The 14,820-nt window shown below is 63.9% G+C and carries 16 protein-coding genes; 4 read left to right on the top strand and 12 right to left on the bottom strand.

Annotated elements, in window-relative coordinates:
- Window positions 1–160: 160 nt before the first annotated feature.
- The 3 genes from LB532_RS12255 to LB532_RS12265 form a co-directional block, all read right to left on the bottom strand.
- Window positions 161–2,044, bottom strand: a complete 1,884-nt coding sequence (locus LB532_RS12255) for an ABCB family ABC transporter ATP-binding protein/permease (protein WP_140637565.1) — start codon at window positions 2,042–2,044, stop codon at window positions 161–163.
- Window positions 2,045–2,069: 25 nt separating this feature from the next.
- Window positions 2,070–2,417 (bottom strand): ArsR/SmtB family transcription factor, encoded by a 348-nt coding sequence (locus LB532_RS12260; protein WP_140637564.1) that lies wholly within the window; start codon window positions 2,415–2,417, stop codon window positions 2,070–2,072.
- Between the two features lie 120 nt (window positions 2,418–2,537).
- Window positions 2,538–3,917: a LysM peptidoglycan-binding domain-containing protein gene (locus tag LB532_RS12265; protein WP_140637562.1), complete on the bottom strand. Its 1,380-nt coding sequence runs from the start codon at window positions 3,915–3,917 to the stop codon at window positions 2,538–2,540.
- A gap of 128 nt (window positions 3,918–4,045) precedes the next feature.
- Between LB532_RS12265 and LB532_RS12270 the strand changes: the two genes are divergently transcribed.
- Window positions 4,046–4,657: a TIGR00730 family Rossman fold protein gene (locus tag LB532_RS12270; RefSeq protein WP_140637560.1), complete on the top strand. Its 612-nt coding sequence runs from the start codon at window positions 4,046–4,048 to the stop codon at window positions 4,655–4,657.
- A gap of 45 nt (window positions 4,658–4,702) precedes the next feature.
- Here the strand turns inward: LB532_RS12270 and LB532_RS12275 are convergent, their stop codons facing one another.
- Window positions 4,703–5,599 (bottom strand): LysR substrate-binding domain-containing protein, encoded by an 897-nt coding sequence (locus LB532_RS12275; protein WP_140637558.1) that lies wholly within the window; start codon window positions 5,597–5,599, stop codon window positions 4,703–4,705.
- Window positions 5,600–5,717: 118 nt separating this feature from the next.
- Between LB532_RS12275 and LB532_RS12280 the strand changes: the two genes are divergently transcribed.
- Window positions 5,718–6,008, top strand: coding sequence for a muconolactone Delta-isomerase family protein (locus LB532_RS12280; RefSeq protein ID WP_140637556.1), 291 nt, complete (start codon window positions 5,718–5,720; stop codon window positions 6,006–6,008).
- Window positions 6,009–6,183: 175 nt separating this feature from the next.
- A complete protein-coding gene (locus LB532_RS12285; protein ID WP_140637554.1) occupies window positions 6,184–7,182 on the top strand; it encodes a transporter in 999 nt (332 codons plus the stop codon).
- Here LB532_RS12285 and rarD read toward each other — a convergent pair.
- From rarD to cysS, 8 genes are all read right to left on the bottom strand, one after another.
- Window positions 7,160–8,086, bottom strand: a complete 927-nt coding sequence (gene rarD / locus LB532_RS12290; RefSeq protein ID WP_140637553.1) for an EamA family transporter RarD — start codon at window positions 8,084–8,086, stop codon at window positions 7,160–7,162. The two genes, LB532_RS12285 and rarD, sit on opposite strands and share 23 nt — an antisense overlap.
- A gap of 83 nt (window positions 8,087–8,169) precedes the next feature.
- On the bottom strand, window positions 8,170–9,786 hold the full coding sequence (gene cimA, locus LB532_RS12295; RefSeq protein ID WP_224556809.1) for a citramalate synthase: 1,617 nt from the start codon (window positions 9,784–9,786) through the stop codon (window positions 8,170–8,172).
- A gap of 187 nt (window positions 9,787–9,973) precedes the next feature.
- Window positions 9,974–10,933 carry a prolyl aminopeptidase gene (gene pip / locus LB532_RS12300; RefSeq protein WP_140637549.1) on the bottom strand — a complete coding sequence of 320 codons (960 nt, stop codon included), beginning with the start codon at window positions 10,931–10,933 and terminating at the stop codon, window positions 9,974–9,976.
- Window positions 10,930–11,406, bottom strand: a complete 477-nt coding sequence (locus tag LB532_RS12305) for a GFA family protein (protein WP_140637548.1) — start codon at window positions 11,404–11,406, stop codon at window positions 10,930–10,932. The genes pip and LB532_RS12305 overlap by 4 nt, the downstream gene beginning before the upstream one ends.
- The gene (locus LB532_RS12310; protein WP_140637547.1) at window positions 11,403–11,894 is read right to left on the bottom strand and encodes a GFA family protein; all 492 of its coding nucleotides are present in this window, start codon (window positions 11,892–11,894) and stop codon (window positions 11,403–11,405) included. Before LB532_RS12310 ends, LB532_RS12305 begins: the two co-directional genes overlap by 4 nt.
- Window positions 11,895–11,900: 6 nt before the next feature.
- A complete protein-coding gene (locus LB532_RS12315; protein WP_140637546.1) occupies window positions 11,901–12,287 on the bottom strand; it encodes a VOC family protein in 387 nt (128 codons plus the stop codon).
- Window positions 12,284–12,688 (bottom strand): endonuclease domain-containing protein, encoded by a 405-nt coding sequence (locus tag LB532_RS12320; protein ID WP_281407096.1) that lies wholly within the window; start codon window positions 12,686–12,688, stop codon window positions 12,284–12,286. The genes LB532_RS12315 and LB532_RS12320 overlap by 4 nt, the downstream gene beginning before the upstream one ends.
- Window positions 12,689–12,756: 68 nt before the next feature.
- Window positions 12,757–14,205, bottom strand: coding sequence for a cysteine--tRNA ligase (cysS, locus tag LB532_RS12325; RefSeq protein ID WP_140637545.1), 1,449 nt, complete (start codon window positions 14,203–14,205; stop codon window positions 12,757–12,759).
- A gap of 416 nt (window positions 14,206–14,621) precedes the next feature.
- Between cysS and LB532_RS12330 the strand changes: the two genes are divergently transcribed.
- Window positions 14,622–14,777 (top strand): hypothetical protein, encoded by a 156-nt coding sequence (locus tag LB532_RS12330; protein WP_140494544.1) that lies wholly within the window; start codon window positions 14,622–14,624, stop codon window positions 14,775–14,777.
- Window positions 14,778–14,820 lie beyond the last annotated feature (43 nt).

The following is a 14,820-nucleotide window of genomic DNA, read 5'->3' on the forward strand; positions in this document are numbered from 1 at the left end:
CCTGTTTCAGGTCCGGCCTCAATAACCGAAACACCCTCTGCCCGCAACGCGACAATGGGGAAGGGTGTTCCAGCTTGGCAAATACGGCGCCAGTACCCTTCAAGCGTCTCGGCGCTATGCGCCGATCCACCTTCTTCCACGAGGAGAAGGAAAGCGGCCGCTAAGACAGCTCCGACGTGCGCCTGCGCACCACTATGCCCAGTTCGTCGCTTTCGCGAGCGATGCGCAGACGCTCCTCGGCTTCGGTCGCCTCGCGCTGGCGGTCCCACATCGAGGCGTAAAGCCCGTGCTTGCGCATCAGATCGGCATGGGTGCCGCGTTCGGCGATCTGGCCGTCCTTGAGCACGATGATTTCGTCGGCCGTGATCACCGTGGACAGCCGGTGGGCGATGACGATCGTGGTGCGGCCCCGGCTGACCAGGTCGAGCGCGGCCTGGATCTCCTGTTCGGTATGGCTGTCCAGCGCCGAGGTCGCCTCGTCGAGCATCAGGATCGGCGGCGCCTTGAGGATGGTGCGGGCAATCGCCACGCGCTGCTTCTCGCCGCCGGAAAGCTTCAGACCGCGCTCGCCGACCATCGAGCGGTAGCCTTCGGGCAGCCGTTCGATAAAGGGGCCGATCTGGGCGAGTTCGGCCGCCTTGCGCACCTCCTCCTCGCTGGCGCCGATGCGGCCGTAGCGAATGTTGTAGGCGATGGTGTCGTTGAACAGCACGGTGTCCTGAGGCACCATGCCGATCGCCGCACGCAGGCTCTCCTGCGTCACCTCCCTGACATCCTGGCCGTCGATCAGTACCTGGCCCGACTGGATGTCGTAGAAGCGGAACAGCAGCCGCGAGATGGTCGACTTGCCCGCGCCCGAAGGACCGACGATGGCGACCGTCTTGCCGGCCGGCACCTCGAAGCTGATGCCTTTCAGGATCTTGCGGTTCGGATCATAGGAGAAATGCACGTCGCGGAATTCGACCTTGCCGGCTTCGATCGCAAGGGGCCTGGCACCGGGCTTGTCGACGATCTCCTGCGGCACGTCGAGCAAGTCGAACATCTGCTCGATATCGGTGAGGCCCTGGCGAATCTCGCGGTAGATGAAACCGATGAAATTGAGCGGCACCGAGAGTTGCATCAGCATGGCGTTGATGAAGACGAAATCACCGACAGACTGCGTACCGCGCTGCACTTCGAGCGCGGACATGCACATGACGATGACCGTGCCCAGCCCGTAGATGACGCCCTGGCCGAAATTCAGCCAGCCGAGCGAGGTCCAGATCCTCGTCGCCGACATCTCGTAACGCGCCATGGAGCGGTCGAAGCGCTCCGCCTCCATGGCCTCGTTGTTGAAATATTTAACCGTCTCGAAGTTGAGCAGAGAGTCGATCGCCTTGGTGTTGGCGTCGGTGTCGCTGTCGTTCATGTCGCGGCGGATCGAAATGCGCCAGTCGCTGGCGCGAACCGTGAACCAGACATAGAGCCAGACGGTGACCGCCACCACGGCTACGTATTTCCAGCCATAGGTGTAGGCGAAGATGCCCGTGGTCAGCGCGAATTCGAGGATGGTCGGCGCCGTGTTGAGCATGATGAAGCGCACGATCGTCTCGATGCCCTTGGTGCCGCGCTCGATGATGCGCGACAGGCCGCCGGTGCGCCGCTCGAGATGGAAGCGCAGGGACAACTGGTGCATGTGGACGAAGGTGCGGAAGGCAAGCTGGCGCACCGCGTACTGGCCGACGCGGGCAAACAGCGCGTCGCGCAACTGGTTGAAGCCGAGTTGCACGAGCCGCACGACATTGTAGGCGACAACCAACATGACCGGGGCGAGCAGGAAGGCGGGCAGCGGCGGCGTCGATTTGCCGTCGCCGGCCAAGGCGTCGGTCGCCCATTTGAAAAAATAGGGTCCCGCGACCAATGTCAGTTTGGCAACCACCAGCAGAATTGTCGCCCAGGTGACCCGCGCCCGCAGATCGGCACGGTCCGCCGGCCACATATAGGGCCAGAGGTTAAGCAGCGTCTTGAAGGTCGGGGAATCGGCGGAGACGGTTTTTTCGGCCACTTTTCTTGCCTTTTGGGTGAGAGGGTCAGCGGCTGGTCGAGCAGGAAACGACGAGCGCGCTCAGCGAAGCCGACACGCCGGCAAGCGCGGCGTGGTCGACCTCGTAGCGCGAGCGCTGGCGGTCAGGCGCGAAGCGCACCAGCCCCGCCTCGACCAGGATCTTCAGATGCTGCGAGACGGTCGACTGGGCGAGATCGAGATGGTCGACGACGTCGCGACAGCAGCAGAAACCGCTGGCGGACAGGCGTTTCAGGATCTCGATGCGCGCAGGGTGCGAGAGCGCGGCGAGGCGGGCAGCGATGGAGTGGCTGTCGGTGGTGCAAGATGTTGGCGCGCTCGTCGCGCGGTCCGGTTCAGGCAGGGATTCGGTCATCGTTCATCGGCGATAGACGATGAACGGTGACGAGGCAAGCTGGCCGGATGGGGAGATTGCAGGCGGAGGTTGCGAAGGATCGGCTGCGGAGCGGCTTGCAGCCGCCCCGCGGACGCTTGCCTACTCCGTCTTCGCCGAATGCGTCGTCATCTGGTCACCCATCGCCTTGAGGTCGGCGGCCTCACCTTCCTTCGACCGAGGCGGGACCTTGAACACCTGTCCCGGCCAGATGCGGTCGGGATTGCGGATCTGGTCCTGGTTGGCGAGATAGATGGTCGAGTAGCGCATGCCATAACCGTAAACGCGCCGCGAAATCCGCCACAGCGTGTCGTGACGGCGGATGATTACGGCGCCGTTGGCATGTTCGAGCTTAGGTGAAACGGTCTCGGCCACATCGGAAGGCGGCGTGGCCGCTGCATCGGCCGGAGCCGGTTCCGCCGGGTTGGGCGCGACAGCGGCGGGCGCTTCAGCGGCAGCCGACGGTTCGGCAGGCTTTACATCGGCCGCCTTGGATTCGGCAGGCGCGACGGCGGCGACCGCCTCGCCCGGTTCGCGCTCGAACGGCACGGCGGCGCGGGCCACCACCTTCACCCCGTCGGCATCGAGCCCATCGACACGGATGGTGTAACTGCCGACCGGCACGTCCCGCCTCGCCTCAACCAGGAAATGGCCATCCGGCGATGCCTGCGCTTCGCCAAGCAGGATATCGTTGGCATAGGCGCGCACCTTGCGGCCCGGGTCGGCGAGGCCGGCGACAAAGATCTTGCTGCCGTCAATCTCGACCGCTTCGACGACGATCTTGGGTTCGGCCACGGAGGGCGCGGGCGGCGTTGTCGGCGCCGCAGGAGCAGGCGTTGTTTCGATGGCGGCGGACGTGCCTGGCGCCGGAGCCGCGGCTGCAGGCGCTTCCGGTGTTGTCTGCGGCTGGGGTACGGTCAGCAGTTCGGCCGGCTTGCCCGGTTCCTCGACCATGGCCAGCACCTGGCCGCTCGCATTGGCGGGGATGGAGACGACGGCCGTCTGGGCGGAAGCGGTCACGACATCGCCGGCGGTGGAGCGCAAGGCAATCGTATAGTCACCGGGCTTCAGCGGATCATCGAGCACGATGACGAAGGCGCCATCCGGACCGGCGACCGTCGAGCCGATCACGGTCGAACCGTTGAGGATCTCGACTTTTGAATTGGGCGCGGCATTGCCGGCGACGACGATCGAACCATCGCCTTCGACGCGCACCACGTCGAAGGTCGGGGCGATCGGACCCGCGACGGCAGGCGCGGTTGCCTCCGAGGTGGGAGCGGCCGGTACCGCGGCCTGCGGCAGCCGCGCTTCCGTGCCCGGATTGGCCGGCTTCGGCGCCACAGGCGGAGCCTGCGCCGCGACGTCCGCCGGCGGCGTGCGATTGAAATATGGGTCGAGCGCGCCCGACACATAGGCGGTTCCCGCAACCGCGACGGTCCCACCCGCCGCGAACAGAAACGCCTTCAACGGATTGATCGCCATCTACTTCCCTGCCCCTTAGCCACCTAACGCCGGTCTAGCCTGTTTTACCATCACCGACAAGAAAAAGCCCGGACTTCTCGGCGCTTAGGGCTTGACCGCGCTTTCAGACCCAATCACCAATCATCGGCATGAATACGATTCGATCCGTCTGCGTCTATTGCGGCTCGTCTCCGGGCCGCGATGAAACCTATGCCAAGGCTGGTCACCTGCTCGGGCGATCGCTTGCGCGCTCCGGCCTCAGGCTGATCTATGGCGGCGGCACCAAAGGCATCATGGGCGCCGTCGCTGAAGGCGCGCTCAAGGCCGGCGGCAAGGTCACCGGTATCATTCCCCGCTTCCTGATCAACAGGGAAGCAACCGAAACCGCGCTAGACCGGCTCGACGAGCTCGTGATCACCGAAAACATGCACGAGCGCAAACATAAGATGTTCGAGAAATCCGACGCCTTTGTGGCATTGCCGGGCGGCATCGGCACAGTCGAGGAGATCGTCGAGGTCATGACCTGGGCGCAACTTGGCCATCACCGCAAGCCGATCGTCTTCGGCAATGTCGGCGGATTCTGGGATCCGATGCTGGCGCTTATCGACCATATGGCAACCGAAGGCTTCATTCACACCGCACAGCGGGTCAAGCCGCTGGTCGTCAATGACCCCGAGGCAATCGTGGCCGCCATCATGGTGGCAGGCTCCTCGGTCGATGCGCCGACGGAGGGCGTGCAGGCGGTGATAGACAAGATGTAGGGGAGTAGGGGAGTAGGGGAGTAGGGGAATAAGCGAAGACAGCACCTACTGCCCTACTGCCCTACTCCCAGCCTGCCGCAGATCAGCGATTACCGCCCGCCGATCTTGGCGCCGCCAGGCGAGATGGATCGAGACCTTGCGCTCGAACCATGGCAGGTCCCGAAACAGGATCCCGGGCGGCGCGGCGATGCGCAGGCTCAACTGGACGGTGGCAAGACCGAGGCCGGCGCTGACAAGGCCGAGCGAGGTCAACGGGTCCGCCGTCTCATAGGCGATATCGGGCAGGAAACCCGCCTTGGCGCAGGCGGCCAGGAACTGGCCGCGATTGGTGTCGTCGGGCTGGCGCACGACGGTGATCCAGACGCGGCCGTCGAGATGGTGCGGCTGGATATCGGCCACTTCGGCGAGCGGATCGCCTTCGGGCATCGCCAGCGCCAGCGGCTCGTGGCGCAGCGGCATGCTGGCGACATCGGGATCGTCCGCGGCGGGCGGCGAATAGACCAGGCCCAGATCCAGCGACCGCTGCCGCAGCGCCTCGATCTGCGCCGCCGAGCGCAGGCTTCTCAACTGGAGATGAAAATCCGGCCGGTCGCGGCGGAACTGGCGCAGCATCGCGGCGACAAGCCCGGCGTGCACGGCGCCTTCGACATAGCCGATGGCAAGACGCCCGACAGACCCGCTGGCAAGGTTTCGACCAAGTTCCTCCAGCCGGCGCGCGTTCGACAGCAGCGCGCGGGCCTCGGCGAGAAAGGCGCGGCCCTCGGCATTGAGATGGACGCGCTGTTTTACCCGTTCGAACAGGGTCACGCCAAGCTGCTGTTCAAGCTGCATGATCTGCCGGCTCAGCGGCGACTGCGAAATATGCAGCAGCTCGGCGGCGCGACCCACATTGCCGGTTTCCGCGACGGCGACGAAATATCGGATCTGGCGCAAGTCGAACATTTTTTGCTCCGCGGCATCAAGTCTCCAAATGTCTCAACTTTAGCCTAATCAGTCTTGGACAGTCTGCCATCCAGCGCGATACCTGCCGCCATCAACCGCTGACAAACAGGAGACCGACATGCAGTTCTTTGCCCTCCTCACCCGCAACACCGAAAAGTTCACCGACGCCGATTTCGCGCCGCTGCTACCCGGCGAGGCCGAGCAGCGGCGCACGCTCTACGCCCAGGGTGCGGTTCGCCAGGTCTGGAACCGTGGCGACTTGCCCGGGAGCGGCATGATGTTCGAGGCGGCCAGCGATGCCGACGTGCGCAGTCATCTCGGCAGCTTGCCGCTGGTCAAGGCCGGCATGATGGACATTGCCGCAATCGTGCCGCTGAACCCCTATCCCGGGTTCGGTCCGAAGCGCTAAGTGTGGCAGTCGCAATGCGGTGGCGGCGAAAGGCGCGGCCGCACTGACGCGGCCGCTCGAGAGAGTGTGATCGGCTGTCAAGGAACCGTCACACGAAACCCCGCCGCCCGTGCTAGATGTTGCGATCACGCGCCGCCACGCGGTGCCATGCTCGAAATATGCATCCGGCACTACCATGGATACTGCTCTCGCCCCGGAAGGCACCGACCTGTCGCCCTACCTGCCAGACGAGCATGGGCTGTTCTTCATCTATCATTTCACCGCCGACGGCCTGCGCACCAAGGATGCCGCCGGCGCGCAATGGACGTGGCGCAGCTACCAGCTTTCCGACATGCGCGCACGCCACGAGATCGCCGCCGAACAGGCCCTGCCGGCGCCCGTGCGCGAGGCCTTCCTGTCCGCCAGCCATGGCTGCCACATCGACCTCGAGGATGACTGGCTTTATGGCGACCTGCCGGACCTGCGCCACGACTACTCGGCGGAAGCCGGCGGGCTCGGCCATTTCCGTTTCGCCCTCAACGACACCATGCTGGTCGGCGCCCGCAAGAAACCCTTGCAGTCGGTCGACAACATCCGCAAGGCGATCGAGAACGGCTCGCGCAAGTTCCGCTCGCCGGCCGAGCTGATCGAGGCGGTCGTGGGCCAGTCGTTCGACGGCATGGCGGTTGAACTCGCTGCACTTGGCGACAGTCTCGACGGCATCGAGGACCGCATCGTCTGCGACGCATGGCACAATGAGCGGCAGGCGCTCGTCGATGCGCGCCGGCACCTGGTGGTGATCCACCGGCAGATGGCGACGCTGACCAATCTGTTTCGCCATCTCGACCATTCGCACCGCAACGACCTGCCCGATTCGATCAACGACATGGCAGCACGGCTTTCGCACGGCGCGCAGACGCTGCACTATGATGGCGAGCAGTTGCAGGCGCGCGCCAGGCTGTTGCAGGACGAGCTGATGGCCAAGCTGACGACGCAGTCGAACCGGCTGCTCTATGTGCTGTCGGTGATGACCGCTGTGCTGTTGCCGATGACGATCATCTCGGGCCTGTTCGGCATGAATGTCGGCGGCTTGCCGCTGGTCAACACGCCGATAGGCTTCTGGGTGGTGACCGCGGTTTCGATGCTGATCGCCGGAGCGACCTATCTCTTCGTCAGGCGGCTCGGGCAGATGTAGCCCGGCGCGCCGTCGCCAGCATCGACCAGGAATACATGGCCAGCGCCGCCCAGATCAGGGCAAAGGCGACAGCCTGGGTGGTGTCGAACGGCTCTTTGAAGATCAGCACGGCGATCAGGAACACAATGGTCGGCGCAATATATTGCATGATGCCTATGGTGGAGAGACGCAAAAGCCTGGCGCCGAATGCGAACAGCAGCAGCGGCACCGCAGTCACCGGCCCGCAACCGGCCAGCAACGCCGTATCGACGCCGTTGCCGGAAACGAAATGGTCCTGGCCGGTGGCGATCAGCCAAGCGATATAACCCAAGGCCGGCACCGACAACAGAAGCACTTCAAGCAGAAAACCCTGGCTCGGGCCGATCGGCAGCGTCTTGCGGAAGAAGCCGTAGGCGGCGAAGGAAAAGGCCAGCGCCAGCGACACCCATGGCAACTTCCCAGCCTCGATCGTCAGCACGGCGACCGCGATCGCCGCAAGCACCACGGCCGCGATCTGCAGCCGGTCGAGCCGCTCGCCGAGCAGCAGGGCGCCGACGACGACGCTGACAAGGGGATTGATGTAATAGCCAAGGGCGGTCTCGACAGTGCGGTCGACGGCGATCGCCCAGACGTAGACGCCCCAATTGACCGAGATCAGCGCCGCCGTCAGCGCCGCCATGGCGATGGTGCGGGGCGAGCGGATTGCCGCCTTGAAATCCGCCGTGCGGCCGGCCCAGACCAGAACCGCGGCGGCGATCGGCACCGACCAGACGATGCGGTGGGCGATCACCTCGGCAAGCGGCAGATGCGCAACCGCTTTCATGTAGAAAGGCAGCAGCCCCCACAAGAGATAGGCACCCAGCGCCAGCAGGAAGCCGCGGCGGGCTTTTGAAACTGCGTCCTGGGTAATTGCTTCAGCGGCCATGGCCCAACGCTATGGCCCAGTAACCTTGGCAAGACCATCGCAAAGTTCTGATGGATCAACGGACTTTCGCTGATGGTTCAAACTTACTCCGCCGCCACCAGACCCGCCATGTCCCGGTTCTTCATCAGCTTGTAGATAATGGAATCCATCAACGCCTGGAACGAGGCGTCGATGATGTTTTCGGAAACACCAACCGTCCACCAGCGGGCACCGGTCGTATCATGCGATTCGATCAGGACGCGAGTGATCGCTTCGGTGCCGCCATTGAGGATACGCACCTTGAAGTCGGCGAGTTCCAGATCGGCGATTTCGCCCTGGTATTTGCCAAGATCCTTGCGCAGCGCGATGTCGAGCGCATTGACGGGGCCGTGCCCCTCGGCCACCGACATCTTCTCCTCGCCCTCGACCAGCACCTTGACCACCGCTTCCGACACCGTCTTCAACTGGCCATTGGCATCGAAGCGGCGTTCGATCATGCAACGGAACGAGGTGACGTGGAAGAACTCGGGCAAGCCGTGCAGCATCTTGCGCGCCAGGAGCTCGAAGGAGGCGTCGGCGCCCTCATAGGCGTAGCCGGAGGCTTCGCGCTCCTTGACCACCGATATCAATGCGTCGAGCCGGTGATCGTCCTTCGGCACATCGATGCCGCGCCGCTTCAGCTCGGCCAGGAAATTGGCCTTGCCGCCCTGGTCGGAGACCATGACGCGGCGGCGGTTGCCAACCGCTTCCGGCGGCACATGCTCGTAGGTCGCAGGTTCCTTGGCGAGCGCCGAAGCGTGGATGCCGGCCTTGGTGGCGAAGGCGGAAGCGCCGACATAGGGCGCCTGCGCCTCCGGAGCGCGGTTCAAGAGTTCGTCGAAGGCGCGCGACAGGCGCGAAATGCCAGTCAGCGCCTCGGCGGAAATCCCCGTCTCGAAACGATCGGCGAAGGCCGGCTTCAGCGCCAGCGTCGGCACGATGGAGATCAGATTGGCATTGCCGCAGCGTTCGCCAATGCCGTTCAGCGTGCCCTGGATCTGGCGCACGCCCGCTTCGACCGCGGCCAGCGAATTCGCCACCGCCTGGCCGGTGTCGTCATGGGCATGGATGCCGAGATGGTCACCGGGAATGCCCGCGGCGACGACCCTTTCCACGACTGCGCGTACTTCCGAGGGCTGCGTGCCGCCATTGGTGTCGCACAGCACCACCCAGCGCGCGCCGGCATCATAAGCGGTCCTGGCGCACGCCAGCGCATAGTCCGGATTGGCCTTGAACCCGTCGAAGAAATGCTCGCAATCGACCATTGCCTCCTTCCCCGCGGCAATGGCGGCCTCTACCGAAGCCTTGATGGACTCCAGATTCTCCTCGTTGGTGCAGCCGAGCGCCACACGAACATGATAGTCCCAGCTCTTGGCGACGAAGCAGATGGCGTCCGACCGCGACTGGACGAGTGCGGCAAGTCCAGGATCGTTGGAAGCCGACACCCCCGCCCGCTTGGTCATGCCGAAGGCGACGAACTTTGCCTGCGCGGTGCGCTTTTCCCTAAAGAAGGCCGTGTCGGTCGGGTTGGCGCCGGGGTAACCGCCCTCGACATAGTCGAGGCCGAATTCGTCGAGCAGCTTGGCGATAGCGATCTTGTCCTCGACCGAGAAGTCGATGCCGGGCGTCTGCTGACCATCGCGAAGGGTTGTGTCGAAGAGGTAGAGGCGTTGCTTTTTCATCGTCCTGTGGGCGCTTGAACGCCCCCCTCTGTCCTACCGGACATCTCCCCCTCAAGGGGGGAGATCGGCAGTTCGAATGTCCCGCCATCACCTGCGGCGCTGAAAATTTGCGAAACCCTGGGTGATGGCCAATCTCCCCCCTTGAGGGGGAGATGGCCGGCAGGCCAGAGGGGGGTGAGCGCCGACATCAGTTTTTCCCCGCAAACCCATCCGTGGCCCGGATCAGCCGGTCCAAGATACCCGGCTCGGAATAGGCATGGCCGGCGCCCTCGATCAGGTGAAAGTCCGCCTTCGGCCAGGCCTTGTGCAGCGCCCAGGCGTAGCGTGCCGGGCACGGCATGTCATAGCGGCCGTGGACGATGGTGCCGGGAATGTCCTTCAACTTCCAGGCATCGCGCAGCAACTGCCCCTCCTCCAGCCAGCCGGCATGGACGAAGTAGTGGTTCTCTATGCGGGCGAAGGCGATAGCGTAGTCGTCCTCACCAAACGGTCCGCTGGTCTCCGGCTCGGGCAAAAGCGTGATCGTCTCGCCCTCCCACAGGCTCCAGGCGCGGGCCGCCTCGATCTGCGCGTTTCGGTCGGAGCCCACCAGCCGCTTGCGATAGGCCGCCATCATGTCGCCGCGCTCGGCCTCGGGGATCGGCGCCAGGAAGCGTTCCCACTTGTCGGGAAACATCTCGGAGACGCCGAACTGATAGTACCATTCGAGCTCGGGGCGAGTCAGCGTGTAGATGCCGCGCACAACGAGCTCACTGACGCGTTGCGGGTGCGTCTCGGCATAGGCGAGCGCCAGCGTCGAACCCCAGGAGCCGCCGAAGACCAGCCATTTATCGAAGCCGGCCATTTCGCGCAGGCGCTCGATATCGGCGACCAGGTGCCACGTGGTGTTGGCCTCCAGCGAGGCATTCGGCGTCGACTTGCCGCAACCGCGCTGGTCGAACAGGATGACGTCGTAGAGAGCGGGATCGAACAGCCGCCGATGCTTTGGCGAGATGGTGCCGCCCGGCCCGCCATGCAGGAACACCGCCGGCTTGGCGCCTTTGGTGCCGGAGCGTTCCCAATAGACCTGGTGGCCGTCGCCGACGTCGAGCATACCGCTCTCGAAGGCTTCGATCTCGGGATAAAGCGTGCGCAGTTCAGAGCTCATAGTTGCAAACCTTTGGACGGCCAGTCCGTCGTTTCATGGTCGGGATGCTGGAAGGAGATGATCTGCTCCTGCCTTGCGTAATAGTCTGGATCCTGGTGGACGGGCTGATCGAAGATCGTCTCCACCCAAGGCAGCCGCGCGGCGTAATTGACCTGGATCTGCGGCGCCAGGTCGGAGCGATCGTCGAAGGCGCCGATGGCGATCTCCAGGCCGCCGGGCTGGCGGTAGGTCAGCGGCGTGCCGCAGCGGGCGCAGAAACCGCGATCGATGTTGACCGAGGACTGAAAATAGCTCGGCTCCTCACGGGTCCATTCGACGCCGTCCTTCGGCGCCGTCACCAGAGCGCCGAAAAAGGAACCGAACTGTTTCTGGCACATGCGGCAGTGGCAGATGGACGGGCGTCCAAGCTTGCCCTTGATGCGGAAGCGAACGGCGCCGCACTGGCAGCCGCCGGTTCGAATGGTCTCGCTCATGATGTTTTCTCCGGCGGCCATTGCTCGGTGTCGTGGTCGGGATGCTGGTAGGAGACAAGCTCTGCCAGATAGGGGGCCGAACCCATGTCCGCCATCGTATCCTCGCCCGGCAACTTTGGAATGGAATCGACGTAAGGCAGCTTTGCCTCGGTGCCCCATTGGATGGTCGGCGCGATATCAGCCGGAGCGTCGAAGGCGGCAATCGCAAGCGCCATGCCGTCCGGCGCCTCGAAAGTCAGCGGCGTTCCGCATTCGGCGCAGAAGCCACGCCAGGCAGCGTTCGACGAGCGGAAGCGCTTGGGCTCGCCGCGCGTCCAGTCCACCTTGGCGCCGCGCACCGAGACCAGCGGAAGGTAGAAATTGCCGCTCGCCTTCTGGCACATGCGGCAATGGCAGACCGAGGCATCGCCGAGTGCGCCCTCCACGCGAAAGCGCACGGCGCCGCACTGGCAGCCGCCGGTGTAAACCGGCCGGTTATCGAGGCTCATGGCAGGTCACTCCGCATCATGGCAGACGGCCTCGACATTGTTGCCGTCTGGATCGAAGACGAAGGCGCCATAGTAGTTCGCATGATAGTGCGGGCGCAGGCCCGGCCCGCCATTTTCCTTGCCGCCGGCGGCAAGAGCGGCAGCATGGAAAGCATCGACCTCGGCGCGGCTGCGCGCGGTGAAGGCGACGTGCTGGCTGGCCTTTTGCCCCGCCTTGCCTTCCTGGAGCCAGAACACCGGCCGATCGCGGCCGTAGCCACCGACCTTGGCGCCCCCGGTATATTCCAGCGGCACCATATAGAGCAGCGAGGCGCCAAGCGGCGCCATCGCCTTGTCATAGAAAGCCTTCGAAGCGTCGAAATCGGCAACGTCGATGCCGAGATGGTCGATCATGGAACGAACTCCTCCCGTGCTTCCTCCGGCACATCTGCGATGGCCAGGCCGGCCGCAATCACGATATGCTGACAGACATTGTCGATATCGCGGATCACGTCATCGTTCCAGAAGCGCAGGATGATCCAGCCGAGTGCTTCCAGCTTGGCGGTACGCGCCGCATCCGCCTCCGAGGCTTCGGCCCTGGCGTGTTGGGAACCGTCAATTTCGATGATCAGTTTTTTGCTCGGACAAGCAAAGTCGACGATATGGTCGGCAATGGGCATTTGGCGTCGAAACGCCAGCCCCATGAGGCGGTGTGCGCGTATCTCATTCCAAAGCTTCAGTTCCGCATCGGTCATAGCTTTTCGCATCTTGCGCGCGTTGCCACGATTGAGGGGAGATACAGGATGATGGGTCACGGCGAGGCGCCCCCCTCTGAGGGCGCCTCGCGCTGCCCTCTCGATTCCTGCTGTGTGAGCAGCCACCCTCACCGCTTCACCTCCCACGTTGTCACGCGCGCGCCCGTGACCGGGTCCTTCCCGTCCTTCAGTTGCACGCCTTGCGCCAGCAGTTCATCGCGGATGCGGTCTGCCTCGGCCCAATTCCTGGCGGCGATCAATTCCAGGCGCCTGGCGATCGCCTTGGCGACCGCGGCCTCGTCGAGCTTGGCCGCCCCGACATCGAAACCCAGGAAGGCAAGGGCACCCTTCAGCGAGGCCGCTGCGGCGTTTTCGCGATTGCCGCTGAAGTCGACCGCCTCGCCGGCCAACTGGGTCAAAACCTGGAAGGCGGCGTAGGTGGCGAGATCATCCGACAACGCCTGCACGACCTCGGCCGGCAATTGCCCGACCGCCGGCGCCAGATCGGCCGCGCGTTTCCACTTGCGCAGCGTGTTCTCCGCTTCCTCGAGCTTGCGCACGGAAAAGTCGATCGGTTCGCGATAGTGCGTCATCAGCATCGCCAGCCTGAGCACCTCGCCGGGCCATTTGCGGCCGCCGAATGTTTCGGTCTCCAGCAACTCGTTGATCGAGTAGAAATTGCCGAGGCTCTTCGACATCTTCTGCCCTTCGACCTGCAGGAAGCCGTTGTGCATCCAGATGTTGGCCATCACATCGGTGCCGTGCGCGCAGCGTGACTGGGCGATCTCGTTTTCGTGGTGCGGGAAGATCAGGTCGAGACCGCCGCCATGGATATCGAAGACCTCGCCCAGGTAGGCGGCGGACATCGCCGAGCATTCGATGTGCCAGCCCGGCCGGCCCCTGCCCCACGGGCTCTGCCAGCCCGGCTCCTCCGGGGACGACAGCTTCCACAACACGAAGTCGCCAGGATTCTTCTTGTGCGCGTCGACGGCAACGCGAGCACCCGCCTGCTGCTCGTCGAGATTTCGCTTCGACAACTGGCCGTAGTCGGGCATCGAAGCGGTGTCGAACAGCACTTCGCCTGCGGCAACATAGGCATGGCCGCGTTTGATCAGGCTTTGAATCAAGGTGATCATGTCTGCCTTGCCGTCGGCGCGGGGCTCGACGAACTCGGTGGCGCGCGGCTCGACTGTCGGCTCCAGGCAGCCGAGCGTCGCGACGTCCTTGTGGAACTGGCCCGCGGTCTTCTCCGTCACCCGCCTTATCGCCTCGTTGAGCGACAGTCTGCCGGCTGATATCTCGCTGCCGAAATCGCGCAGTGCGCGTGCGTTGATCTTGTCGTCGACATCCGTGATGTTGCGCACATAGGTGACGTGCGTCTCGCCATAGAGATGGCGCAGCAGCCGGAACAGCACGTCGAAGACGATTACCGGCCTGGCATTGCCGATATGGGCGAAGTCGTAGACGGTCGGACCGCAGACATACATGCGCACGTTCAGCGCGTCGATCGGGACGAAATCCTGCTTCGCGCGCGTCAGCGTGTTGTAGAGGCGCAGGCCCTTCGATGCGTCAGACATTCCATGCCTTTCCGGTTCAGAACTTTTGCCTGGATGAAGCCAGTTCCGCGCCGAGGCGCAAAACGGACTCCAGCCTGCTGGCCGGGGCGTTTGTCCAATCTAGGGGAAGATGAGGCGAAAACGTCCGGACCAGCGCGAAGCTAGCCAATAATGCAAATGCCACAAATGGCGAAAGACGTTTTCATAGGCGGCTTTATCGCCTTGGCCAGTGTTGCCGTCAAGTCGCTTATCCCGAGAAAAACGACGCCAGAACTGGCAAATGCGTCGCCCGATCACACGGAATCAGCCACTGAAACATTTTATTAAACATGTCGGCACAGTCATGAAACATACGCCGGCTAGATCAACCTGCGTCACGATTTGGTCGGATTCGGCCGCCAAACGCAGACACGGAAACGTTATCTGGGAAGAGACACATGCCTCGAAGCAAGCAGGAAGCCAACCGCGCCAAGCAACCAGCGCTGGCAAACCATTATCGCGCAATCGGCCCGGCCGCGATCGTCGCCGCCCTGCTCCACACCGCGAAAAAGAAAAAGCCGGTGCAGAAAATCGTATCGCCCCGCGCTGCCTGAAGCAGTGCGCGATCGGCCCAAGGGCCCGAACGAGGCGCCATAC

Source organism: Mesorhizobium sp. ESP-6-2 (assembly GCF_020164675.1).
Classification (GTDB): domain Bacteria; phylum Pseudomonadota; class Alphaproteobacteria; order Rhizobiales; family Rhizobiaceae; genus Mesorhizobium.